This window comes from Streptomyces sp. NPDC001536 (assembly GCF_042894505.1).
Taxonomy (GTDB): Bacteria; Actinomycetota; Actinomycetes; order Streptomycetales; family Streptomycetaceae; genus Streptomyces.
This window is the reverse complement of record NZ_JBIAVQ010000036.1, coordinates 1-21,648: the sequence shown is the minus strand read 5'-3', so window position 1 is coordinate 21,648 and position 21,648 is coordinate 1. Positions and strand designations below refer to the sequence as shown.

20 protein-coding genes and 5 pseudogenes are annotated in these 21,648 nt (G+C 68.2%); 12 read left to right on the top strand and 13 right to left on the bottom strand.

Translation table 11 applies throughout. The features are described from left to right. Positions 1 to 338: 338 nt before the first annotated feature. The gene (locus ACFY0U_RS45230; protein WP_388646306.1) at positions 339 to 746 is read left to right on the top strand and encodes a GAP family protein; all 408 of its coding nucleotides are present in this window, start codon (positions 339 to 341) and stop codon (positions 744 to 746) included. A 55-nt stretch (positions 747 to 801) separates the two neighbouring features. Further along, positions 802 to 957, top strand: coding sequence for a DUF6131 family protein (locus ACFY0U_RS45225; RefSeq protein WP_351693163.1), 156 nt, complete (start codon positions 802 to 804; stop codon positions 955 to 957). 128 nt (positions 958 to 1,085) lie between these two features. On the opposite strand, the pseudogene ACFY0U_RS45220 reads toward ACFY0U_RS45225, so the two are convergent. The 4 genes and pseudogenes from ACFY0U_RS45220 to ACFY0U_RS45205 all read right to left on the bottom strand — a co-directional run bounded on the left by ACFY0U_RS45220 (position 1,086) and on the right by ACFY0U_RS45205 (position 5,242). Next, positions 1,086 to 2,281 (bottom strand): annotated as a pseudogene (locus ACFY0U_RS45220) (spore photoproduct lyase family protein). Positions 2,282 to 2,726: 445 nt separating this feature from the next. Further along, positions 2,727 to 3,119 carry a hypothetical protein gene (locus ACFY0U_RS45215; RefSeq protein ID WP_351693157.1) on the bottom strand — a complete coding sequence of 131 codons (393 nt, stop codon included), beginning with the start codon at positions 3,117 to 3,119 and terminating at the stop codon, positions 2,727 to 2,729. 14 nt (positions 3,120 to 3,133) lie between these two features. Next, positions 3,134 to 4,075, bottom strand: coding sequence for an FHA domain-containing protein (locus tag ACFY0U_RS45210; protein WP_388646304.1), 942 nt, complete (start codon positions 4,073 to 4,075; stop codon positions 3,134 to 3,136). A 564-nt stretch (positions 4,076 to 4,639) separates the two neighbouring features. Continuing rightward, complete coding sequence (locus ACFY0U_RS45205; RefSeq protein WP_384175305.1) at positions 4,640 to 5,242, bottom strand: HutD family protein; 603 nt, start codon at positions 5,240 to 5,242, stop codon at positions 4,640 to 4,642. Between the two features lie 40 nt (positions 5,243 to 5,282). Here ACFY0U_RS45205 and ACFY0U_RS45200 point away from each other — a divergent pair, with 40 nt between their 5' ends. Both ACFY0U_RS45200 and ACFY0U_RS45195 read left to right on the top strand, forming a co-directional pair. Next, entirely contained in the window at positions 5,283 to 5,663 is a 381-nt protein-coding gene (locus tag ACFY0U_RS45200; RefSeq protein ID WP_388646302.1) for a NucA/NucB deoxyribonuclease domain-containing protein, read from the top strand. Continuing rightward, the gene (locus ACFY0U_RS45195; RefSeq protein ID WP_388646300.1) at positions 5,651 to 6,190 is read left to right on the top strand and encodes a hypothetical protein; all 540 of its coding nucleotides are present in this window, start codon (positions 5,651 to 5,653) and stop codon (positions 6,188 to 6,190) included. Before ACFY0U_RS45200 ends, ACFY0U_RS45195 begins: the two co-directional genes overlap by 13 nt. A 962-nt stretch (positions 6,191 to 7,152) precedes the next feature. On the opposite strand, the gene ACFY0U_RS45190 is transcribed toward ACFY0U_RS45195, so the two are convergent. Next, positions 7,153 to 8,097, bottom strand: coding sequence for a hypothetical protein (locus ACFY0U_RS45190; RefSeq protein ID WP_388646299.1), 945 nt, complete (start codon positions 8,095 to 8,097; stop codon positions 7,153 to 7,155). A 227-nt stretch (positions 8,098 to 8,324) separates the two neighbouring features. Next, positions 8,325 to 8,695, bottom strand: a pseudogene (locus ACFY0U_RS45185) (transposase family protein); the annotation flags it as partial. On the opposite strand from ACFY0U_RS45185, the pseudogene ACFY0U_RS45180 reads away from it, so the two are divergent. Beyond that, positions 8,675 to 9,043 (top strand): annotated as a pseudogene (locus tag ACFY0U_RS45180) (transposase family protein); the annotation flags it as partial. The pseudogenes ACFY0U_RS45185 and ACFY0U_RS45180 sit on opposite strands and share 21 nt — an antisense overlap. 90 nt (positions 9,044 to 9,133) lie before the next feature. On the opposite strand, the gene ACFY0U_RS45175 reads toward ACFY0U_RS45180, so the two are convergent. Next, positions 9,134 to 9,823, bottom strand: a complete 690-nt coding sequence (locus tag ACFY0U_RS45175) for a transposase (protein ID WP_388646296.1) — start codon at positions 9,821 to 9,823, stop codon at positions 9,134 to 9,136. 258 nt (positions 9,824 to 10,081) lie between these two features. Here ACFY0U_RS45175 and ACFY0U_RS45170 point away from each other — a divergent pair, with 258 nt between their 5' ends. Both ACFY0U_RS45170 and ACFY0U_RS45165 read left to right on the top strand, forming a co-directional pair. Then, positions 10,082 to 10,468, top strand: a complete 387-nt coding sequence (locus ACFY0U_RS45170) for a DUF6009 family protein (RefSeq protein ID WP_388646294.1) — start codon at positions 10,082 to 10,084, stop codon at positions 10,466 to 10,468. Between the two features lie 57 nt (positions 10,469 to 10,525). Then, entirely contained in the window at positions 10,526 to 11,245 is a 720-nt protein-coding gene (locus ACFY0U_RS45165; protein WP_388646292.1) for a hypothetical protein, read from the top strand. 31 nt (positions 11,246 to 11,276) lie between these two features. Here the strand turns inward: ACFY0U_RS45165 and ACFY0U_RS45160 are convergent, their stop codons facing one another. Both ACFY0U_RS45160 and ACFY0U_RS45155 read right to left on the bottom strand, forming a co-directional pair. Then, positions 11,277 to 11,789: a hypothetical protein gene (locus ACFY0U_RS45160; RefSeq protein ID WP_388646290.1), complete on the bottom strand. Its 513-nt coding sequence runs from the start codon at positions 11,787 to 11,789 to the stop codon at positions 11,277 to 11,279. Between the two features lie 41 nt (positions 11,790 to 11,830). Then, the gene (locus ACFY0U_RS45155; RefSeq protein ID WP_388646288.1) at positions 11,831 to 11,983 is read right to left on the bottom strand and encodes a hypothetical protein; all 153 of its coding nucleotides are present in this window, start codon (positions 11,981 to 11,983) and stop codon (positions 11,831 to 11,833) included. 311 nt (positions 11,984 to 12,294) lie between these two features. Between ACFY0U_RS45155 and ACFY0U_RS45150 the strand changes: the two genes are divergently transcribed. Both ACFY0U_RS45150 and ACFY0U_RS45145 read left to right on the top strand, forming a co-directional pair. Next, entirely contained in the window at positions 12,295 to 13,410 is a 1,116-nt protein-coding gene (locus ACFY0U_RS45150) for a DUF5937 family protein (protein ID WP_388646286.1), read from the top strand. Between the two features lie 52 nt (positions 13,411 to 13,462). Beyond that, the gene (locus ACFY0U_RS45145) at positions 13,463 to 14,731 is read left to right on the top strand and encodes an MFS transporter (protein ID WP_388646284.1); all 1,269 of its coding nucleotides are present in this window, start codon (positions 13,463 to 13,465) and stop codon (positions 14,729 to 14,731) included. Positions 14,732 to 15,067: 336 nt separating this feature from the next. Here ACFY0U_RS45145 and ACFY0U_RS45140 read toward each other — a convergent pair whose 3' ends face one another. Continuing rightward, positions 15,068 to 15,700 (bottom strand): class I SAM-dependent methyltransferase, encoded by a 633-nt coding sequence (locus ACFY0U_RS45140; protein WP_388646281.1) that lies wholly within the window; start codon positions 15,698 to 15,700, stop codon positions 15,068 to 15,070. Positions 15,701 to 16,083: 383 nt separating this feature from the next. Here ACFY0U_RS45140 and ACFY0U_RS45135 point away from each other — a divergent pair, with 383 nt between their 5' ends. From ACFY0U_RS45135 to ACFY0U_RS45125, 3 genes and pseudogenes are all read left to right on the top strand, one after another. Further along, the gene (locus ACFY0U_RS45135; protein ID WP_388646278.1) at positions 16,084 to 16,476 is read left to right on the top strand and encodes an FhaA domain-containing protein; all 393 of its coding nucleotides are present in this window, start codon (positions 16,084 to 16,086) and stop codon (positions 16,474 to 16,476) included. Positions 16,477 to 16,523: 47 nt separating this feature from the next. Further along, positions 16,524 to 16,961 carry an ATP-binding protein gene (locus tag ACFY0U_RS45130; RefSeq protein WP_388646276.1) on the top strand — a complete coding sequence of 146 codons (438 nt, stop codon included), beginning with the start codon at positions 16,524 to 16,526 and terminating at the stop codon, positions 16,959 to 16,961. A 345-nt stretch (positions 16,962 to 17,306) separates the two neighbouring features. Continuing rightward, positions 17,307 to 17,510: pseudogene (locus ACFY0U_RS45125) on the top strand (XRE family transcriptional regulator); the annotation flags it as partial. A 218-nt stretch (positions 17,511 to 17,728) separates the two neighbouring features. Here ACFY0U_RS45125 and ACFY0U_RS45120 read toward each other — a convergent pair. The 3 genes and pseudogenes from ACFY0U_RS45120 to ACFY0U_RS45110 form a co-directional block, all read right to left on the bottom strand. Then, positions 17,729 to 19,591: a tetratricopeptide repeat protein gene (locus tag ACFY0U_RS45120; RefSeq protein WP_388646273.1), complete on the bottom strand. Its 1,863-nt coding sequence runs from the start codon at positions 19,589 to 19,591 to the stop codon at positions 17,729 to 17,731. Next, positions 19,588 to 20,004, bottom strand: coding sequence for a hypothetical protein (locus ACFY0U_RS45115; protein ID WP_388646271.1), 417 nt, complete (start codon positions 20,002 to 20,004; stop codon positions 19,588 to 19,590). Before ACFY0U_RS45115 ends, ACFY0U_RS45120 begins: the two co-directional genes overlap by 4 nt. A 116-nt stretch (positions 20,005 to 20,120) precedes the next feature. Next, a pseudogene (locus tag ACFY0U_RS45110) lies at positions 20,121 to 21,198 on the bottom strand (IS630 family transposase); the annotation flags it as partial. Positions 21,199 to 21,648 lie beyond the last annotated feature (450 nt).

Sequence of the window (21,648 nt, the reverse complement as noted above, 5' to 3'; positions counted from 1 at the left end):
CGGAGCGCCGGTAGGACCAGAACCTGTTCTGGCACAGCGCGCAGAAACAGGAAGCCACGGATTCCCGACCGGAAATCGTGCCGCGTAGCGGCACGGCAACCAGTCAGAGAAGGCCAGAATCTTCGCCCTTCAGGGCGAAGAGCAAGTCAATACGGCTAACACCTCCAACGGGGGCAGCCCCGGGCGCCTGCGGCCGTACCGCCGTTGAGGATGATGGCGAACCCCATAGCGACCACTTCGGCGTAGTAGGTGCAAGGCCTCCGCGCGTAAGCCTTGCGCCCTGCCGCAGAAACGCGCCTGGGCTCGGGGCCAGCCCTCGGGCAAGGGCCCTTGCCCGAGTGGGGTGGTGGACGCCCAAGGGGCGGGGGAACGGTCTGGCCTTCACTGCGGGCTGGGTCGCCGGTCTCGCGGCGGTCGTGACCGTCGTCGTACTGTTCGGCAGCGACGGGAACGGTGACGGCGGGGAGCCGCCCACGTGGGTGGTGTGGCTGAAGCTCGCGCTCGGCTTGTTGTTCCTGCTCATGGCCGTCAAGCAGCGGAACGGCCGGCCTCGCGCCGGGCGCGAGGCCGGCCAGCCCAGCTGGATGCGGACCATCGACCGGTTCACGCCGGGCAAGGCCGCGGGACTCGCCGTCGTTCTGGTCGTCGCCCATCCGAAGAACCTCGTCCTCGCCGTCGGAGGCGCCGTCTCGATCGCCACCGCGGACGCCGGCGGGGCCGCGAAGACGGTGGCCGTGTTGGCGTGATCAGGCTGCTTTGGGGCATTCGGGAGCTACGGCAGGTCACATCAGGAGGTAGATCATGATCGCGCTCGGCATCATTCTGCTTATCGTCGGTTTCCTCACCGGTATATCGATCCTGTGGACCCTCGGCATCATTCTTGCCGTGGTCGGCGCCGTCTTCTGGGTCATGGGCTCCATGGGGCACGCGGTCGCCGGTCGACGCCACTATTACTGACCGCACCGTTCACTGGTCGGCGCCCTCCTGCTGAGGGGGCGTCGCCTCCAAGGCCGCGCTTTGTGGGGCAAGGGTCCTTGAGGCAGCGAAGGATCCTTGCCCCCGCAGGGCGAGAGCGGCCGTAGGTCTCAGAACGCGTAACGCACCCGCAGCCACGGCACATGGGTACTGAGGAGTCCGCGCAGGGTGTGTACGGCTTCGGCTTTGATGGGATTGCGGTAGCGGATGTTGGCGGCGCCGTTCTGCGAGCGCTTGCCCTGTTGCAGCTCGGGCTGCCACAGCAGGTCCTCGGCCCGGGGGTGCCTGCCGAGGTTGACCTGGTGCAGGTCCTCGTTGTGGGTCAGCATGATGACCTCCGCCGCGGCCTGCTGCTTCACTCGTTACGGTACGACGTCGTCGACCTGACGCAGGAGGTCGGTCCGAGCGTCCTGCCACCCGGGCCGCAGGACGACGGGGGAGAGGTTGAAGTGGACTTCGTACCCGGCCTCCGCGAAGTCGACCGCGGCGGCGATGCGGTCGGCCACCGCCGAGGTCCGCAGGTCCAGCAGCCGGGCATCGGCCGGGGGCATGAGCGAGAAGCGGATCCGGGTGCGGCCGCGGGGGGCCAGTGCCAGCAGATCCGGGTTGACGAACTTTGTGGCGAAGGAAGCCTTCGAGTGCGGCCACTGGCCGAAGGCGGTCACGAGATCCGCGGTGTTGTCACAGATCAGCGCGTCCACCGAGCAGTCGCCGTTCTCGCCGATGTCGTACACCCAGGCCGTCTCGTCGCACTGGTTGGGCTCCCGTTTACGGCCTTGGCGGGCGATGTGCCGTGCCAGGTGCGCGATGATCCGGTCGATGTTGGTGAAGACGGTGATCGGGTTGGCGTATCCCTTGCGACGGGGCACGTAGCAGTAGGCGCAGGCCATCGCGCAGCCGTTGGAAGGGCCGGGAGCGATGAAGTCGGCGGAGCGTCCGTTGGGCCGGGTGGTGAGGGTCTTGCGCTCGCTCAGGACCAGAGTCTCGCCTTTGACGCGGACCCATCGCTCGACGTTGTCCTCGTTGTCGTGCAGTCCCGGGATGCGCCAGTGGGAGTCCACGTCGACGACCTCTGCGGCGGGGAAGCGCGCGAGGATCTCGCGGCCGCGAGGTGACGCGGCGGCCGCCGGCTCGGCGTAGATGGTGCGGACCGGGAGCAGATGCCGGGCCGTGGAGGACTCGTGGAAGGGCGGGCCTGCCGCGGGCGTCTTCTGGGCGGGGCACCGGGTGCTGCCGTACTCGTCAGCGCGTCGAGGGCGAACAGGGTGTCGGCACCGTCGTCGGGCTCGGCGGAGGGGTGTGCCATACGTGAATTCCCTCGCCGTTGGTGCACCAGTAGGCCCCTATCCTGCCTATTGCCCTGTCCTGCCTGACGCGGTGAACGGTCGTCGCCGGGCCCGCTCCGGGGCGTGCGCGGTGGCAGGGTGGTGCGGATGGCCCGGCTGTAGGGTCCTCGGTGGAGCAGCCACCGCGGTCGCCTCAAGCGTCTGGTCGAACGGGAAGGTGCTGTCGATGACAGGGCGGAGCTTGCCGCCTGTCATGGAGAGCGGCGCGTTTGCGCAGCTGGGAGCCGTTGGCCTGTATGAAGAGGAACTGGTAGCGGACGCCCAGCGCCTTGGCCTGCTTGCGGACCTTGCGGCTGAGGGTGTTCATCACCAACCCCCTGAACGAGGGGGCGCCGAGCTGCTTGTCCGACCCGCATGGCCCGTGCAACATCCGGGGTCAAGGCCGTCTCCGTCAGTCTCCTCCCATCAACCTGCGATCGCCCGCAAGATCGGCTGGCCGAGTGCGCCGAGCCAGCCCGCGAGCGCTCCCAGCGGCCCGATCAGCCCGGCGCCGGCCGTGGCCAGCGCACCCGCCGAGGACAGCAGCCGGGTGATCCGGCCGAGCCGGCCCGCCACTAGCTCCCGGTCCGGCTCCGGCCGGGCGACCTCCTCGTCCAGCGAATCCAGCTCGGCCCGCACCTCGGGCTCGATGGCCGGCGGCAACGCCGTCCGCTCGATCGACGCCCTCAGTTCGCGGACCAGGCCGCGCACCTCCTGCCCGCCCGTTGTGAAGACGGCCGACTGGCCACCGTGAACGGTCTGATTCCCGGCGACGTTGTTGACCACGCCGCCCTGCTGGTTGCCGATGTTGAAGGCCATGGCTCCCCATCTCCTCACCGCTGCCGCCAGGACGCCTGCCGCTCGGCATCCTCGAAGCGGCGGCGCCGGGACGTCGTCACGATGTGCAGAACGATTCCGATGACCATCAGAACCGACCCGATGGCCGCCATCGCGAACCCGACCGCCCCTACCGGCACCCCGGCCACCTTCGGTCCGAGCAGCTCCGAGGAGGAGTCGAAGTTCGAACTCCCCGACGAAATATCGTCGTTGGTCCTGGCAATGAATCGAAGGATCACCCAGCCGTAGATCCCGCCCCCGACCAGAGAGAGCAGGAAGCCGAGCACGATCAGGTGTCGCGCCCTGGTGCGGGACGCGGCGATCTCCTTGAAAAAGCTCTCGCGCTGCGCCTGCTGGACGTAGTTGTACTGGTCCCCGGCGACGTTGCTCAGCCGGTCGGCCTGCTGCGCGCCGATGTCGAACCGCCGCTCGCCGCCGGGCGGCGTACGGCCGGCCTCGCGCGGTGGCGGGCGGCCCGGCGAGCTGGAGGGCGGCGGCCCTGCGACGGGAGCGCCGTAAGGCGTGGGCCCGGGCTCAGGGGCGGGGTCCCAGCCCGGCATGGTGTCCGAGGTGCCGCCGACTCCGGGCTTCGGGGCTTGAACAGTCCGGTCGGCGGGGCGCAGCTCTTCGTAATGCACCTCGAAGGGCCCGAAATCCAGCACGTCGCCCGAGTGCAGCACCTGCTGACCGAGCACCGGGTGACCGTTGAGCATGGTGCCGTTGGTGGAAGCGAGATCCTCGACGGTGGTCCGGCCCGAGGCCCGCCACACCACCTCGTGCCGTCGGCTGACGCCCGGATCGCCCACCTGGATCTGGCAGTCGGAATCCCGCCCGACCAGCATCGGCTGGTCGTGGAGGACGAAGACCTGGCCGCGCAGCCGGTCCGGGCGGTCGACCACGAGGTGCGGTAGGTCGCGTTCTGTCGGAGGCGGGTCCATGGCACGACCTCCTGCTTTGGCGAGACGATTCGGTCGCCTGTTCTGGTGATCCTCACCTGCCAGTAAAGGCCGATCCTGCCCGCCCTGCCACAGCATCCCGGACGGCGGAACTCGGCAGCGGCCTCACCTCACGTTATGGCTGCAAGTGACGGCGCCGGGCACTAGCCACTAACTTACGGTCATCGTCCCAAACGGCAGGTCAGTGGGTCACAAGAGGGGCCCTTCTCTCATTTGCGCCATGTCCCGCCGCAGCCGGCTGGACCGCCCCTCGGCCCGGGGTTGAAGTGCGACCGGGGCCCGGCCACAGCACAGCCGGCAGCCGGGCCGTCGGCGTTGCGCTTTCGCATGGTCCACCGCTCGCGGCCGGCCCTTGCCTGTCGGGTCCAGGCCCGTCAGGGCCGTGTAGATGAAGTCGAGGGCGGCGGCCTCGTTGGGGGAGTGCCTGCGGGCGCGGACGGGCCTGCGGATGCGTGCGTTGGTGTCGTGTGTGCGCCACGTTGCGGGAGCGTCGATACATCGCCGACGCTGAGCACGAGACGGCAGGGCGGGTGCCAGGTTCGGCCGTCAGCACACTGCGGTGATCCTGATCCCGGCCACCGTGCCGTCGCCTCGTAGAGTCAGCGCCACCGGGCCTTCGTGCCGTACACAGTCGAGACGGCCGAGTGTGGTCTGCCGGCCGTCCGGTCCGCCGACAGTGATCCCCTCGGTGACGGCCATGACGAGCAGGGTCTCGCCCGCGGCGCAGGCCATTTCTGTCCCTCGTGACGTGGCGGGGGTGATGATCCGCACCCTTGCCGTCGCCTGGCTCCTACGGGTCATCACATTCATGTTGCGGACCGCGCCCGCCTCCAGCCGACAGTCCGTCGTTGCGTCGCCTGGGAAGGCGAAGGGACTCAATGGCCCGACCGGATGCGGTGTCCCGTCCACCGTCAGCACCATGCCCTCGCCCTCGACGAGGGTGATCACGCGGTCGATCCCGGGAAAGACGGAGAAAGAGCCTCCCGCGTCCACGTCCGCGACGCTCACCCGCCAGTCGAAGCCGTCCGCGGGCTCCATCGAGGCCAGGGGCGCGTGCACGGTGCCCGACGCGACCTCTCGGGTCGTACCGCCGTGGTTCTTCCACGGCACGCTGCGGTACTCGTTCCAGCGCAGAGCATCTCCGCCCATTCGGCACCGCCTCCTCGTTCCGTTGCCGGCGTCCAAGGTCATGCCGCACATCCCTGAGATGGTCTACGCGAAGGCCGGGGAGTTCCTCGAGTTGGCCAAGCACATCGAGTACGCCCAGACCACCAAGAACCTGCCGGGCAAGCACGGCACCAAGCGGTACCTGACCCGCCTCACCAACAAGGACAAGATTAAAGGGGACCGGAACACGGCGTGCCCGTCGAGCCTGAAACGGCCGGCGGGCAAGCAGTGCGACGAGTACCCCTTCGCCTCAACCTGGCAGGGCGCCAAGACCGGTGGGGGCGACTTCAGCCGACGCATGATCAACGCGACGCAGAACGAAGACGGCGGCCGGGCTCTGAGCCGCTTCTACCTGTATAACCGCATCATCGAAAGGGACAGGTTCGTGGTGTGGATCAAGTAGGCACCACGGCGGAGGACTACGAGATGAGCGACGAGGTCGAGCGCGGCAGCGGAAGCGTCCCGGTGCAGTACCACCAGTTCGACATCAGCGACGAGGACGAGCCGACCGGTCCCGACCTGGAACGTGGGCACAACGGACTGGTACGGGTCGCTGACGGCGTCACCATCGTCATGACTGGCATCTACACCGGTGACGTCGACGTCACGGTCACCCTCCATGAAACCGAGCCGGCACCCGACAACGGAGACTGGCAGGAGATCGTGGAGGTCTCTACACATTCCGCATCCGGCGACCTCATGGTCCGCGGCATGATGGACGACCTGGACGAAGAACTCCCCGTCCTGTCGTTCAACGGTCCCGGTGACTACCGCCTGCGGGTTCATGCCCGCGGACGGGACACCGCCGTCGACCTGGCCCCTGACGAGATCACCGAGTGGTACCTCATCCAGGTCTGGCCGGCACCCACCGAGGAGACTCGGGTGCTCCGCCAGACCGACGGCTATGGGGCGTCAGTCCGCGCACGCTGAGCACCGTCGATCCCGTGCCCGCCCTCGGCTTGGTAGCGGGCGGGCACGGGCCGTCGCACGCCGCACCGCCCATGCCTATAAACCAACCCCTCGTCTCGCTGGCGTCGAGCAGGGGTCGAATCCAGAGGCCGGCCAACCAGACGCCGGGCTCGCGCTTCTCTGGGCGCTCGCGGGACCCTGTGAGACGAGGGGGAAAAAGAATCGCTTGATAAGCGAGAAGAACCCCTACTCGTTACAAATCTCAACCGCCGACAAGAACCTCACGTCTTCGCTACCAGCCGCTTTGAGCCGCCCACTCTCGTAAACCCAGATATCCCGAGCTCGGCCAGTGGGACAGCTATTGTAGTCAGTGGGAGCATAAAATGACTCAATGGCCACAACCTTTCCCGAATCGGCATGTGTCATCTGTCGCACCTCAAGGTAATTAGGCGGCTCTCCTGATCGCCGCTGCTGTCCGACAAGCGTGCCGACTAGCCGGAGACGGTTGCTGGCACCGTCAAATATCAAGATCCCCATGGCGGTCTGGCCGGCGGCCGTCGCATTGTGGTTCATACACAGTACTGGCAGGGCAGCCTCGTCCTTGCCATCTCCGGTCAGATCGCCGTAAGCGACCTTCTTCACGTCGACGCTTACATCCTGAGGCATGTTCGGTTCGGGTCCATCGAAGGAAGATGGCACGTTGGACGCCGACCCATCATGCAAGAGAATGGATCCTGAGGTGCGACAGAGCGCCCCGGGGATCGTGGCATTGCGCCAGTCGACCGTGTGTAGGTCCAACGATGGTTTGGATTTGGTTGAGCTGTGATGCCATTTACCGAGCAGGACTCCACCCGCCATAGCCACCACCGCAACAGCGGCAAGGGCCACCATCCGACTAAACCGTCTTCGAGCCATTGCTACCTCTATCCACGAGAGTTATCGACACACAACCTTTGGGTGAACCACAATCCACCGCTTATGCTTCAGTTCTCGGTTTGGGAGTCGATGTACTCGAATGGATCGATAATCGGCGCCTCTTCGAAAGGCGAGAGCTTGAGCCTCACATCTTCATCGCCGACCATTTCCTGCCCAAGCGTATACTTGGCCGATGCCACACCAGACACAATCTCAAAGGGCTCGCCATCACGCTTTCCATCTCCGACTTCTAGCGTCCCGGACTGGTCTCCACTTTCCCAGTCGACAGCGATCTTGAATCGGTAGTCGCTCCGGTTGGTGACGGGAACGATAACCACCGTTTCAGTGTCGCTCTGACTCACCTGGTATGGGAAGTCACTCACCCGTTGCTTACCCTCGTCAGTTCTTCCGTCTTTGAACTTGAGGCGGGGCTGCGGAGAATCGAGGTCGACCGAAAATCTACTCATATTGGCGTCACCGCACCCCCCTACCGGTCTGATCCGCAGGGCTTTGGGGGCAGGTTGCACTGCAACTGGCTTGATGCTCACCTTGCTGATGGTGACGGCCTTCTCGCCCGTGCCCTGGAGCAGAAGGTTGATGATCCCGTAATTCGCCGCCCTAGCTTCATGCGCCGCATCAAACGTGGACTTGTCAGCCAGCAGGCCTGTCGGGTTTTTGAATTGCTTGTTGAATTCCTGCTCGGCGGCCGAAACCGTCGGTGGCTTCAGGTAGACGATGCCGCCTCCGCCCTCACATACGTCCATCGGATCGACCATAGTCGCCTTGGCCGTGAGCGGCGCTTCGCCTGAATCAGGTGGGAACAGTGAGTTCTTGGCACTGTCCCACGTTGATGTGACCGCGTCCTGTGCGATAACTCCGATACCGGCAGCCAGGCCAGCGACCACTGCAGCCACCAACCACGTTCTCGCGCGAACGGCAGGCCCAGATTGCGGCTCTTCTCCGCCGCTTCCTTCGGACTGATCAGCGTGGTCCGGTGTAGTCGTCTCAGCCATGACTTTCTCCCCCGAATCAGTGGCTGACAGTGTGGCGTCAAGCCCCCTCGGTTGGGAGTGCTTTGTCGAAGATGCTCATGAAATGGGACACGAGTTATTCAGAGTGGCCCATGTTTCGACCACAATCGGTCGACGCCAACGCATAATCCATCTGGGGTGGATCACCTAAAGGTTGTTGCACAAGGCCGTGTTCGGGCAGCTCAGGGCCCGGGGAGGCAGTCCTCTGGTCATGACGCGAGGGCGAGCTTGTGCATGTGCGCGACTGCTTGGACGGCATGGTGAAGGCCGTCGCCGCGTTGGGGCAGTCCCGGAGGATCTTGTAGTTCTTCATCCGGCCGATCACATGCTCCACCCGCGCGCGGACCTTGCGGTGGGCGGCGTTGTCTTCTTCCTCGCCCGCCAGCAGGGCCCGATGGGGGCGTTTGCGGTGCGGGGTGACCATCCCGCAGTTGAGGTAAGCGCCGTCGCCCAGCACGGTCACGTCCTGACAGTGCTCGGCCAAGCCGGAGCCACGCCAGGCATGGGCGTCCGCGGTGGTGCCCGGCACCGGCCGGGCCGCGGCGATCACCAGACGTGTGTCATCATCGATGCTGACACGCGCCTGGTCGTGGCCACCGCCCGTCCGGCGCCGGGCAACAAGGCCGACGCCCATGTGTGGCGCAACTCCGGCCTGCCGGACCAGTGTCAGGGCGTCACCGTGCTCGGCGACGGCGCCTACATCAATACCGGCCTGGTCGTCCCGCACCGCAAACGACCCGGCCGACCCCTGCTGGCCGGCGAAGAAGCCGACAACGCGGAACATCGCCGGGTCCGTGCGCGGGTCGAGCATGCGATCGGCCGACTGAAGAACTACAAGATCCTCCGCGACTGCCGACAGCACGGCGACGGCCTCCACCACGCGGTCCAGGCCGTCGCCCACATGCACAACCTCGCCCTCGCCTCGTGATCAGAACAGCCGTGACCGGGCTTTGACCTGCAAAGTCACGGCCTTCTGCAACACGCTTTAGGCCCAATGCCGTGACTCTGTTGGCGATCTTCAGTTGATCGTGAATCCCGCGGTGTTGCAGAGAGTTCGGAAGCGGGGTGCCCGGCGGGCCGATGAGGTGGTGTAGTGCCAGTCGGCGAGGCGGCCGAGGTTGCAGGCCATGGCGGTCAGGACGTGCTGGACGTGGGTTTTGGCCAGGCCGCGGTAGCGGGTTCTGCGGAGGCCGTGCGCTCGGACGTTCTGCGAGAGGGTTGCCTCGATGCCGGCGCGGATCGCGTACCGGCGTTGCCGCTGCTCGGTCTGTTGGTCGAGCCGATTGCGCATCTGGATCTCGTGCAGCAGTCGTGGCAGCACCGCGACGGAGCGGGAGCGAGCGGCCGAGGAGGTGCACCGTGCCCGGTCTGGGCAAGGCCTGCAGTCAGCCTCGGCGAAGCGGGCCTGAAAGTACGTGTGGCCGGAGATGTTCAGTGTGGTCCAGGACGCACTCATCGCGCCGCGCGGGCAGATGGCCTGCTCGTTGCCCCAGTCGATGGTGAACGCTGTCTTGTCGAAACCCGAGTCCGCCTTGGCCTGGCGGCTGTGGTCTGAAAGAGCCGGGGGCAGGTGGGCAAGCCTGGCGCCTCCTGCACCCCTTGTCGGCTGTGGAACGGTGGCGGCGCGCCTCCCGTCCCTATCTGGACTGGAGTGAGGGACAGCGTGACATTTGGCCCCGGGTACCGGAACGGGATCGTATGAGCCCATCCAAGAAGCGGCGGCGCTTCGAACGCCGGGCGTATGTGGGGACATTGGCCGCGAGTGAAGCCGCAGTAGCCGGCCAGGACCCAGCGTTTCCGGGGAGACGCGGATGACGGCCCCGCACGCTCTGGGGTTGCTGCACGCGTGGCCGTCCGATGAAAACCGCGGCCTCGGCTCGTACCGGGCACGGTGGCAGGAGACGAGTGGCGCGAACGCCCGCGCAGGCCACGAGCCGGGCGACGAGAACGAGGAGGGTCTGCGGCCATGAGCTCGATGCTGCAAGACAGCCAGCTCACCGGTGAAGAAGAGGTGGTGTGGCTGGAAGAGCCGGACCACCTCGACTACGTCCGCCAGGCCCTGGACAAGGTCAGCACCCGGCGGGGCAAGCCCCGCTACTCCCGCGACGGCCGCCTCGTCGGCTACACCACCCTCGCTGCGGACGCCGAACGGGACCCAGACAGCGGCCTGTTCGCCCGCAGGACCTTCTTCCTCCTGCCGCACGACCGCGACAGCGACCCCACCGGCGACTACCAGGTCGGCGCGCCCGGAGAAGCCGTCGACCCGAGCACCATCGAGCCCGGCAAGGTTGGCGCCAAGACACCCCGCTCGCAAAAAGGCCGCACGGCGCAGATAGCGCCCGCCGGGTCCTGACCGTATCGCCGACCCGCAGCTTGGACACACAGAGTCAGCACCCACTACATTCCGTGCATGGCTGGATCGATGCAGACAGAGGCGCGAGCAGGCGTAGTTGACCTGCCGAAAATCACCGTGGACCGGGCAGGCTGGGTCGCAGTCCGGGCGTCGCCCGCCTGGTGGCGCTCCACCGCCCAGGCATCGAACTGGGACGACGTAGTGGAGCAGCTGGCGTCCCTGGGTGAGAAGGCGGTGTCCTCGCGCCTGTGCCGCGTCATCGGCGCCACGACGAAAACGCCCTGCATGGTCAACACGACCCACGAACCCTGCCCCCACCACGGTCCCGGCAACGAGAACAACCGCTGTGGCGCACCGACCGCCAAAGGCACACCCTGCCGGTGGAACCTGGCGGTTCACGGCGAATGCTCCCACCACCCCGAGACCTGGCAACACCTGCTGGCGGCCCGCCGCGCCCAGGAGGAAGAAGAACAGCGTCAGCGTCAGGCAGCAGCCCAGCGGCGCGCCGAGGAGCAGGAGCAGCGCTTCCGCGACGCACTCCAGATGCCCTGCTCCTACTGCGCCGCCCAGCCAGGCGCGGACTGTACGCAGCAGGGAAAGAACGAGCCGGCCTCCAAACTGCACACTCCGCGTTGGAAGTTGCTCGACCACCGCCGAGTCGCCGACGTCGTGGAGTGTGGAAGCTGCGGCGCGGCGCGCGGAGAGTTGTGCCGTACGAGCTCGGGGAGAGAAGCAGCTGATCCCCACGTCAGCCGCGAACGCGCCGCGGCGGCCTAGAGGCGACCTCTGCACCGACCCGGTCAGGATGTCACTGGGTGAGCCGGTGCCAGATGTACACACAGTTGTGCAAGCTGGCGAGCGCCGGCCGTTGCAGAACGGTCCGAAGACGCTCGGGTCCCAACAGCACGACGGTCATGCGGGGTTCGTGCCGCTGGAAATGCGTCCACAAGCCGTAGACGGCGACCAGGGCGTCGGTGGACAGTCGGTGAGCATCCCGGACGACCACCACGGGCGCGGTCCGTCGTGCGAGTTCAGCGTCGACCGCCAGCTGAGCGTCCGACAGGAACCGCGGCCGCGCACCGAGGTTCAGCTCGGCGTAGAACGCATCGAGAAGCGCGCCATGGCCGTAGGACGTTGCGGCGGTAACCCAGACGGGATCCGTACCCGTGTGACGGGTGAGGGCGGCCCGGACGACAGCCTCGCCATCAAGGCCGTCCGGCGTGATGACGCACAGCAGAGCTCGCGCTTCCAGGACGTGCGAGAGGTTATCGCTGAACGCACTGAGTGCCGTGTCGGACGCTGCGACGGTGACCTTGCCCATGAATCCATCAACCCCGCCCCGCAACCCGTACGTGCCGACAGTCACCAGTTCAGCAAGCCCAGGGCGAGCGCGAGGGCCTGGATGCGAATGCGGCATAGGTCGATCGAATTGCGATGAGATGCGATCACTGTTGAGCGGACCGTGCCCGGAAGATGAGCGCTCTGGCTGGGTACAGACTCGAAGTCGTCGTTCACGTCTCGCCCGGCTCCTGTTGACCGTTCTGCGTCGCCTCCAGGGCAGACAGCAGCGTGTGGGCGGATTGCTGGTCGCGGCCGCGGTGTGGTAGCTCTGGCGGGGCGGGACCGGCGCGGGCATGATGCGGCAGGTGCTGGCGGAGACATCCCGTACGGGGCCTCGGCGGGAGGTGAAGTGGCTGCCACCGAGGTCGTTTCGAGGGTCGCGACGCCTGCGCGGACGCGGGTATCCGCTGGATCGGCCCCGTCCTCATCGACAGCGACGCGGCGCGGCTCCCCTCGCGGGTGCCGTGAGGCAAGGATGATGGGTCATGACGATCGTGTTCCGGGTCCCTGCCGGCGGTGCGGAACGGGTGGGGTTCGCCTACTCGCCGACGATGGAAGCCGTACTGAGTCTCCATGTGCTCGTGGAGCCGAAGCACCACCCCGTCCAGCACGGCTGGGTGCGGGCGGTGCGCAAGCTGTCCCCGGCGCTGAAGCGGGAGATCGAGGCGTTCTCCTACGCGGTGCGCTCGTACTTCCCCGAGTTCCTCTTTCCGCAGCCGACCGGCGGACTGGCGGACTTCGAAGACGAACTGGCCGGTTTGCGCGGGGCGGATCCGGAGCTGGTCCGCCTGGAGTTCGCCGTCCCCCTGCTCACGCCCTGGCCGGGCGGCGGCAAGGGCAGGGATCCGCAACGGCTGGACGAACCGGAGGTACGCGACCTGTTGCGGGAGCGCCTCGCACGGGAAAGCGACGAAGCGATGGCCGCGATGCTCCTCGACGATCCCCGCGCGTTGCTCGAACGGTTCCTGAGCATGCTGGAGCGCTACTGGCGAGAGGCGTTCCAGGAGGAATGGGCACGGCTCGAACCCGAACTCGCCGCCGGCGTCAGTGAGGCCGGACACCAGATCGAGCAGCGCGGCCTGTACGGGATGCTCCGCGGCCTGTGGCCGGAGGTGCGCAGCGATCCGCAGGCCGAACGTTTCTGGCTGGAGCGGCCGCACGACCACGAGGTCGCCATCGGTCCGGACGACACCCTCGTACTCGCCCCCAGCGCCTATGTGTGGCCGCACGTGCGCGTCAACTGCGACGGTCCGTGGCCCCTCGGGCTCGTCTTCCCCGTCTCCTCGATCGTCCGGGAATCCCGCCCGAGGATTCCACCCGCGCAGCTGGTCGGCACACTCCGCGCGCTCGCCGACGACACCCGGCTGCGCGCCCTGCGACTGATCGCCGAACGTCCGCGCAGCACGCAGGAGTTGGCCCCGCTCGTCGGCGTCAGCGAGGCCGCCCTCTCCAAGCACCTGCGCGTCTTGGCGGACGCGGGCCTGCTCGAACGCCACCGCGAGGGCTATTACGTCCTGTACCGGCTTGCGCCCGGACAGGTGGCGGGCCTGACCCCCAGCCTGGAAAGCTTCCTGCACGGCGACGGCGAGGCGACTGATTAGCCATCTGCCTAATAAGTGGATCAGACCCCCGACGGGGCCCGACTGTGGCCGCATGTCACTGCTGAGGGACCGCAACTTCCTGCTTCTCTTCGCCGGCCAGGGCATCTCACGCTTCGGCGACGGCCTGTACACCGCCGCGACCGCCTGGCTGGCCTGGTCACTGACGAAGGACCCCACGGCCGTCGCCGTGGTGAGCGTCTCCGCGTTCGCGCCCGCGTTCATGGCCACCTTTGTCGCCGCCTCGTACGCCGACCGCCGCGACCGCCGGAAGCTGATGATCGCCACCGACCTGGCCCGGGTCGCCGTGGTGGCCGTGGCTTCGGTCCTGCTCTCCCTCAACCTGCTGAACCTGCCCCTGCTCGTGGCGACCACGGCGCTGCTGGCGCTGATCGGCGCCCCGTTCGCCCCAGCCCGCAACGCCATCGTCCCGCAGATCGTGCCGGACGACCGCCTCCAGCAGGCCAACGGACTGCTGCAAGTCGCCTTCCGGGCCGCCTTCTTCGTCGGCCCGCTCGTGCTCGCGCCGCTGCTGGCCTTCGGCTCGCTGCAGTCGGCGCTGGTGGTGAACGGACTCACCTTCCTGGGCTCGGCGGCCGCCGTGGCCGCCATCCGCGTGACCCGCCCCGCCCCGGCCAGAGGTCAGACGGGGCTGTGGTCCGATCTCAGCGCCGGGCTCAGGGCCGTGCGGGCCGCTCCCGACGTACTCGTGGTCATCGTGACCTTCGTGCTCGCCCTCGCCTTGACCAACGGTTTCCTGACCGTCGGGCTTGTCGCGGTCGTGGGACAGGGCGGCCAGTACGGCCTGCTGCTCGGCGTCGCCGGGGTCGCCGAAGTGGTGGGCGCCCTGCTCCTGGCCGGCCTGCGCATCCGCAGACTCGCACTGGCCGCGGTGCTGGCGTGGGCCCTGCTCGGGATCTTCCGGGCTCCGCTGGGAACGGTCACCTCCCATGCTGTGGCGGCGGTTCTCCTGACCGCCACGGGGCTGGCCTCGGCCCTCACGGACATTCCCTTGATCGCACTGGTGCAGCAGCGCACACCGAGCCATCATCTGGCGAAGGCGCTTGGCCTGTGGGAGGCCGGGGTGGCAGGAGCCCTGGCGATCTCCCCCTTTGTCGCCTCGACCGCCATCACCCTCGCCGGAGTCGAGAACGCCTTCCTGCTCTCGGGAGCCGCCGTTGTCGTCCTGGCCGTGACCGCCACGCTCACCCTCGCATGCGTCGGCGCACGGCAGCCCGGTCAGGAGCTCTTCGCTACGGCCGACGGCACGGCAAGCGTCGCGGCGCCGGAAGAGAACGCGGTGATCACGGCCGAACCGGAGTGACTGCGCGGATCACCGCTGTGCACAGGTCAGCTCAGGACCCGATCAGGGCGAACGAGGACTCTCATCACAACTGCTCGACAAAGCCACGCACCGAACGGCACGGATGGATCAACGCCCCCGTGAACGGCTCCCGGTCCTGCCCGCCCTGGTGAGAACGGCCGGTGTGCGCCGTAGAGCGGATCCTTGATGGCTGCTGTCACGGGACCGCCTTGGTTGGCGTCCAGGACTGGTGGAGCTTGCGGCGCTGTACGTTTCCTGCCGGATGGTGCGTGGCCTGCCGCCCTGCCAGAATCTGACGCCTGTTGACACGAGGTGGGGGCGGGCGTGGATGAGTGGTCATCCCAATCTGCGAGCCAGCAGATAGGCGCGCTCGGTGTCCGCTTCCCCGGGATACGGCCCCCGCATCAGCGTTGCCTCCACGGCAAATCCGGCAGCCGTAAGGCCCGCGGCCACCTCTTCGGGGCGCAGAGCAAAGAAGTCGAGCGAGACGGGATGGTCAAGCCAGGAGTCCAGGTGCCGAACCTCCTGGCCCGCGTGGAAGGCGGCAAGGACAAGGCCTCCCGGCCGCAGTACCCGGGCGAACTCTTCATAGGCCTGCGGCCGCTCCTCGACCTGGAGATGGATCAGCGAGTAGAACGCCACCACACCGGCCAGTTCTCCATCGCCCAGGGGAAGGCCGAGCATCGACCCGACCCGCGCATCCAGGCCAGGCCTACGCGCCCGGGCCACCTCCACCATGCCCGGTGACACGTCAAAGCCCAGGACCGGAACTCCGAGATCGGCCAGGAAGCACGCCACCTGGGCAGGCCCACACCCCACGTCGGCCACAAGGCCCTCTTTCGGAACCTGCTCGGCAAAGGCCGCCAGCATGGCGCGGTCCAACGGCTTGGAGGCCAGATCCGCAGTGAAACCTTGTGCGTACACATCCGCGACCGCGTCGTAGGAGTCCCGGATGGAGGTGCTGTCCATCGGGTCAGTATGCGGTATGCCTCCAACCCCATGATCAGCTGGCCCCACAGGGACCCGCCGAAGCTCTCATCGCCATCCCGCAGCGTCTCCAGGCGGGCTGGTGACAGCTGCCTCCGCTGGGAGAGACCGCGGTGAAGGCCGGATTGCGACAGAGGCCGGCCTCTACGCTGGAGTGTTCAGAGCGGTGCGGGGTGCGGGGGCGTGATGGGTGCGGGTACGGGGGCGTCTGACGGCACGTCGGACACGGTCTGGTTCATCAGTCATGCGGGTGCGGATCGGGCGTGGGCGGAGTGGATTGCCTGGCAGTTTGGGATCATTCACATCCGCCGCGGTGCATCCCTATGGGCGAGTCTGCCGGGCTGATGGTGGGGCAGGTGTCCGCGATGGGATTGTTCGAAGCCAGCGAACGCGTCATGGAGCGATGGACCACCAGTCTGTGGGGCTTGTTGCTTCCCGCGAAGCAGGAGCGGGGTGAGGCCGTGGACATACTGCTGCGGCAGTGCGACGACAACACGGTGATCGTCGGCCGGCAGCGCGTCGTGGTGCCCAACGCCTTCGTCGTGGAACTCCTCCCGGAGATCCACCACCAGCTGTTGGCCAGCGACCTGCCGGTGGCACCGGTCCTCTCCACCGAAGTGCGCCGTCACGCCGCCGAGCAGGGATATACCTTCGCCGGCCCGGTCGCCGTCGACCTGCGCCCCGCACCCAGCGACATGACCGCTCGGTTCCGCATCCACAGCCGCATCACCCCAGCCGGAAGACGCCCGGCCGAGTGAATTCCTGGATGATCATGTCTGTCCTGGGCAGTCGGAAAGGGTCTTAAGTGCCGAGCCGCCGGAGACCCGCGATAGTGCATCCACCCGAGGAAGACCACGGACCTGTCCGTGACGGCGGCCTGCGGACGGCTGAACAGGCCAGAGACGTGGCCCGCGGGTTCCTGCTGGCCGCGGCCCGGGAGGGTGGCAGCGCCGCGGATGCGGTGCTGCTGGTGGTGTCGGAGTTGTTCACCAATGCGGTGCTGCACGCCGTCGGCGCGACCGGGTTCGAGCTGAAGGCCGGCGCGGGGACGGTGACGGTGGCGGTGCACGACGCCAGCCCCCTCCCGCATCGGCCCCTGCCGATGGACCCGGCCAGGCCGGGCGGCTTCGGCCGGCATCTCGTGCAGGACCTGTCCGTGGACGTGCGGGTCCAGATCCACTCGGCGGGCAAGACGGTGACGGCCGTCGTGCCGTGTCCCACGGGCGTCAGACCGCAGGGCTGAGAAGCAGGGACGGATGCTGACGTGAGCGTGTCCGCCGGGTGTCGGCGGCGTTCACCGGGTGACACAGCACCGTGCACGTGCTTGTGTCGGCGGCCCCGTCAGCTTCCCGGCGATCACGACAGGGGCTGCGCCTGTCCGGTTGAACCGGCCGGTGATGGGCGGCTCCGGACGTCATGGCACCGACACCTCCGGAGCCGCCGTCCCATCACGGTGGTCACGGCGTATCGCGGCGTACAGATCAACCTTTCGGCTGAGACGTCCGCGACCCGCCGCCCGCGACCGTGGGCGTACCGCTCTTGCGTCAGTACCACAGGCAGCCCGCGCACCCGCTGTTCGAGCCACGCCCGTACTGGACCGCTGACCGTCGCCCTGCCGCTCCGCTACGCCGCCCGTCTCTTCGACGCCCAGGAGGCCGACGCCACCGACCAGGAGCTCCACGAGATCGCGGCCGAAGCGCTCACGGAGGTGCACTTCCAGGACGGCGGCCGCCGCGCCGGAAACCCGAAGGAGGCTCGGTTCACAGACATCGAGCACCTTGAGTTCGACCTGCAGTCGCCCGACGCACCACGGTTGTGGCTCCGCCGCCGTGCCGTCCGCACCCGGCGCGCCATTCCCTTTTACTTCTCTGGGACCGGGCACAAGAGCGGTCACCCGAAACGCCCGCATTCGGGTCCGGCGGCCGCCTGCCTCCGGTTGCTGCGTCATCGCCTGGTCGAGACCACCCTCGGCGTCCCGGCGTCGACGAGTCATGGCCGCCGCCGAAACCGCTACGTGGGCCGCGCCCCTTCCAGGTTCGCCCGCACCGCCGCGATCATCGGATGACCCGGGCTCAACACTCGCTCGCAGTCCGCGAGGGTGCGCTCGTACAGGGGGATGGCCCGGCTCAGATCCCCCGCCGCCCGGTACGTGTACGCGAGGTTGTTGCGTGATGCCAGGGTGTCGGGGTGGTCATGGCCCAGCACCCGTTCCCGCTCCGTCAGGGTGCGTTCGAACAGGGGGATGGCCCGGCTCAGATCCCCCGCCGCCCGGTACGTGTACGCGAGGTTGTTGCGCGAGGTCAGCGTGTCGGGGTGGTCATGGCCCAGCACCCGTTCCCGCTCCGTCAGGGTGTGTTCGTACAGGGGGATGGCCCGGCTCAGATCCCCCGCCGCCTCGTACGCGTAGGCAAGGTTGTTGCGCGATGCCAGCGTGTCGGGGTGGTCGCCGCCCAGCACCCGCTCCCGGGTGGCGAGGGCGCGGTGGAAGGCGTGGATGGCGGGGGTGAGGGAGCCCTGTTCTGTGCGGTAGGCGGCGGCGCGGTCGAGGGCCTGGGCGGTGTGGGTGGTGTCGTGGTCGGTGGTGTGGTGGCGGGTGAGGGCGTCGATGTGCGGGAGCAGGGCCTGGCATCGGGGCCAGCTCTCGGGTTGGTCGGTGTCGGTGGGGAAGGCGTCCGCGAGGAGCGCGGCGGCCTGGTCACGAGCTTGATCGACAGCTCCGGGCTGGCGGTGGGGATCGCCCGGGTCGGGGGTGCGGGCGAGGGCCTGGACGAGGCGGTGGAGGGTCAGGGTGCCGTCGTGGTTGTCGGTGATCATGCTGTAGGCGGTGAGCCGGCCGATCGCGGTGGCGAGTTGGGGCGGTTCGGCGAGGCTGCGGAGCAGGTCGCGGGGGATGTTGTCGGGGGCGTACCAGGCCAGGATCCGCAGGAGGCCGCCGGCGAGGGAGGTGTCGGCGAGGCGGTTGAGGGTGAGGTGCCAGATCCGGGCGATGGTGCGTTCGGAGTCGCCGCCCGCGGTGCCGGCGGCGAACATCGTCGCGGGCCACCGGGTCAGCATGTCCAGGTAGTCGCGAGGTCTTGTGCCGGTCTCGGCGCAGTACGCGGCGGCCTGTTCCACCGCCAGCGCCAAGTGGCCGAGTTCTGCGCACACGGCGTCGGCGCCGTCGGTGTCGCGGGGGCCGTGGTGCGTGAGGATGCGAGTGAACAGGTCGACGGCTTCGGCCGGGTCGAACACGCCGAGGCGGATGGCGGTGGCATCGCGGTGCCATCCGGTCGCGCGGCGGGTGGTGATCAGGACCCGGCCGCCCGGCAGGCGGTCCAGGAGCGGGCGGATGTGCGCGGGGTCCTCGACGTTGTCCAGTACGAGCAGCCATCCGGCACGGCGGGCGAGCCAGGCCACGGCGCGTTCGCTCTGCAGTTCGGCGGGCAGACCGGCCAGTCCGGGCTGAAGGGTCCGCGCCAGCGAGGCCATCCCCGCGTCGACGGCGGCCGGGGTGTCGGCGGTGACCCACCACCGCACCTCCTCGGGCCGTCGGGCCGCCCAGCGCGCGGCGAGCGCCGACTTGCCGACCCCGCCCAGCCCGTGCACCGCATGCACGACGACCTCGCCCGGTCGGGCGAACGCCGCCTCCAGCGCGGCGAGTTCATCGACGCGGCCGACGAACAGATCGGTCCCGATGTTCGACACCCCGCCGGCCGCAGCGTCATCCGGGATCGGCGCATACGCCTCAGGAGGGAGCACGAATGCCTGCCCCGCCTCGATGTACTGCGTCGACGAGGCAGTCACGTCGCCGCCGGCGACGATCGCGCCAGCGCTCCCGTGGAGTCGGGCGGGTGGCGCCGGCTGCCCCACCGCGTCCTCGGGTGTTCTGGTCACGGGCGGTACTCGGTGTGTGAGTCGTCGACGTCCCCGCCCGCGACGATGGCGCCGTCGCTGCCCGTCAGCCCCGGCGTTCCACCGGGCGGCCGCGCTGCGGGGCTAGGAGATGCCGGTGCGGTGTACCGGGTCGAGGAGCCGGTCACGTTCCCGCGCGCCACGATCGCCCCCCGCTCCCCGGTCACCGGCTCCGCCGGACCGGGCGGTGGTACAGGGGCCGGGTGGGGGGATGGAGCGCGCAGCTGCCACAGCGACACCCCCAGCGCGGCGACCCCGGCCACTGACCCGGCGATGCCCCAGGCCTGGCCGGATCCTTCCGGGTGCGCGGCCGTCACCCACACCAACAACGCCACCGCCGTACCCGCTCCCAGAAGAGCAAGCCCCCACCAGCACACCCGTCGCCAGTCCGTCATGCCCCATGGTCACCCCGAAGACATGATCAAGTCTGCCCCTCCGCACGAGGGCCACCTACCGCGGCACGTGACCGTCGCCCTGCCGTCCCGCTACGCGGCCCGCCTCTTCGACGCAAGTGCGCTGGTTCGGAGATGCGTGAGCAGTAACGGCAGATCCGGCCGAGGATCTGGTCGGCGGTCTTGGTCCACTTGAACGGCCGGGCTTCCTCGTTCCAGACCTTGATCCAGTCCTCAAGTGCGGTTTTGAGGCTGTCCAGCGAGCAGAACGTGCCGCGTTCCGGACAGCGCCGCCAGCTCGGCGAACCATCGCTCGACCTGGTTGATCCACGACGAGTACGGGGGGGAAATGCAGGCGGAAGCGGGGGTGCGCGAGCAGCCACCTATGCACCACTGGTGTCGTGTGGGCGGCGAGGTTGTCGCAGATCACGTGTTCCGCCAGGCCGGGCTAGGTCTGGCGGTCAATCTCGTCGAGGAAGTCGCGGAAGTCTACGGCCCGGTGCTGTGCGGACAGCTTCGTGATCACCGTGCCCGTCGCGGTGTTCAGGGCGGCGAACAGGTCGACCGTGCCGTGCCGGATGTAGTCGAAGCTGCGCCGCTCGGGCACTCCGGGCAGCATGGGCAGGACTGGTGCCGTCCGTTCCAGGGCCTGGATCTGCGGCTTCTCGTCCACCGCGAACACGGCAGCGTTGGCCGGCGGGGCGAGGTAGAGGCCGACCACATCACGGATCTTGTCGATCAGAAGTGGGTCCGTGGAGATCTTGAAGGTTTCGGTCCGCCATGGCTGCAGGCCGAAGGCGTGCCAGATTCGCAGCACGCTCGCCGGGGAGATCCCCACGACCCTGGCCAGTTCCCGCTTCGACCAGTGCGTCGCGCCCTCGGGCGTTTCCTCCAGCGTGCGCACCACCACCTCCTCCACCTGGGCATCGGTGACGGTGCGTGGCACCCCCGGGCGTGGCTCGTCGCCGAGTCCGTCCAACCGGTCGCGCAGGAATCTCGCCCGCCACTTGGTCACCGTGCCCCGGTTGACACCCATCCGCGCGGCCACCAGGTGTTACTGCCGCCGTCCGCGCAGGCCGGCACGATCCGTGCCCGCAGGGCCAGGCCCCGCGCGGTCGTCCGGCGCCGGGCCCACCCCTGCAACGTCCGCCGCTCGGCATCGGACAACACCAGCGGCGCAAGCCTGCTGTCGCCCATTCCCACAGCAGAGTGCAAACCACCAGCCCCCTCACCACCCAAGCCGCGATCCGAACCAGAACACGACTCAAGTGGCGATGACAGAACTCGAAACCGGCTCACGAGCCACGGTCGGGCCGGTCTCGAACGAATGAGCTGCTGGAGTGGACTGCGGTGTTGCCGGCCGCGAGCCTGCGCAGGGCCGCGGCCGGGAACTTGTTGCCTTGATCAGGTCCGCACCTTCTTCCCGATGAGGAGAGGCCATGCCCGATCCGGTGATCGCAAATCCCCTGCGTGGCGAAGAAGCATTTCATGAGGCCAAGAGCGAGGAAGGAACCTGGTCCCGGGCTGCACAGCTCGTCGGCCTCGGCCTCCAGCTAGTGTGCTGCGCCTGAAATCCCGGGCTTAAATCTGTCGCGGGTTACCGCTGGCTGGAGGGGTGACCTTGGCGAGGTACTCGGCGAGCGAGTT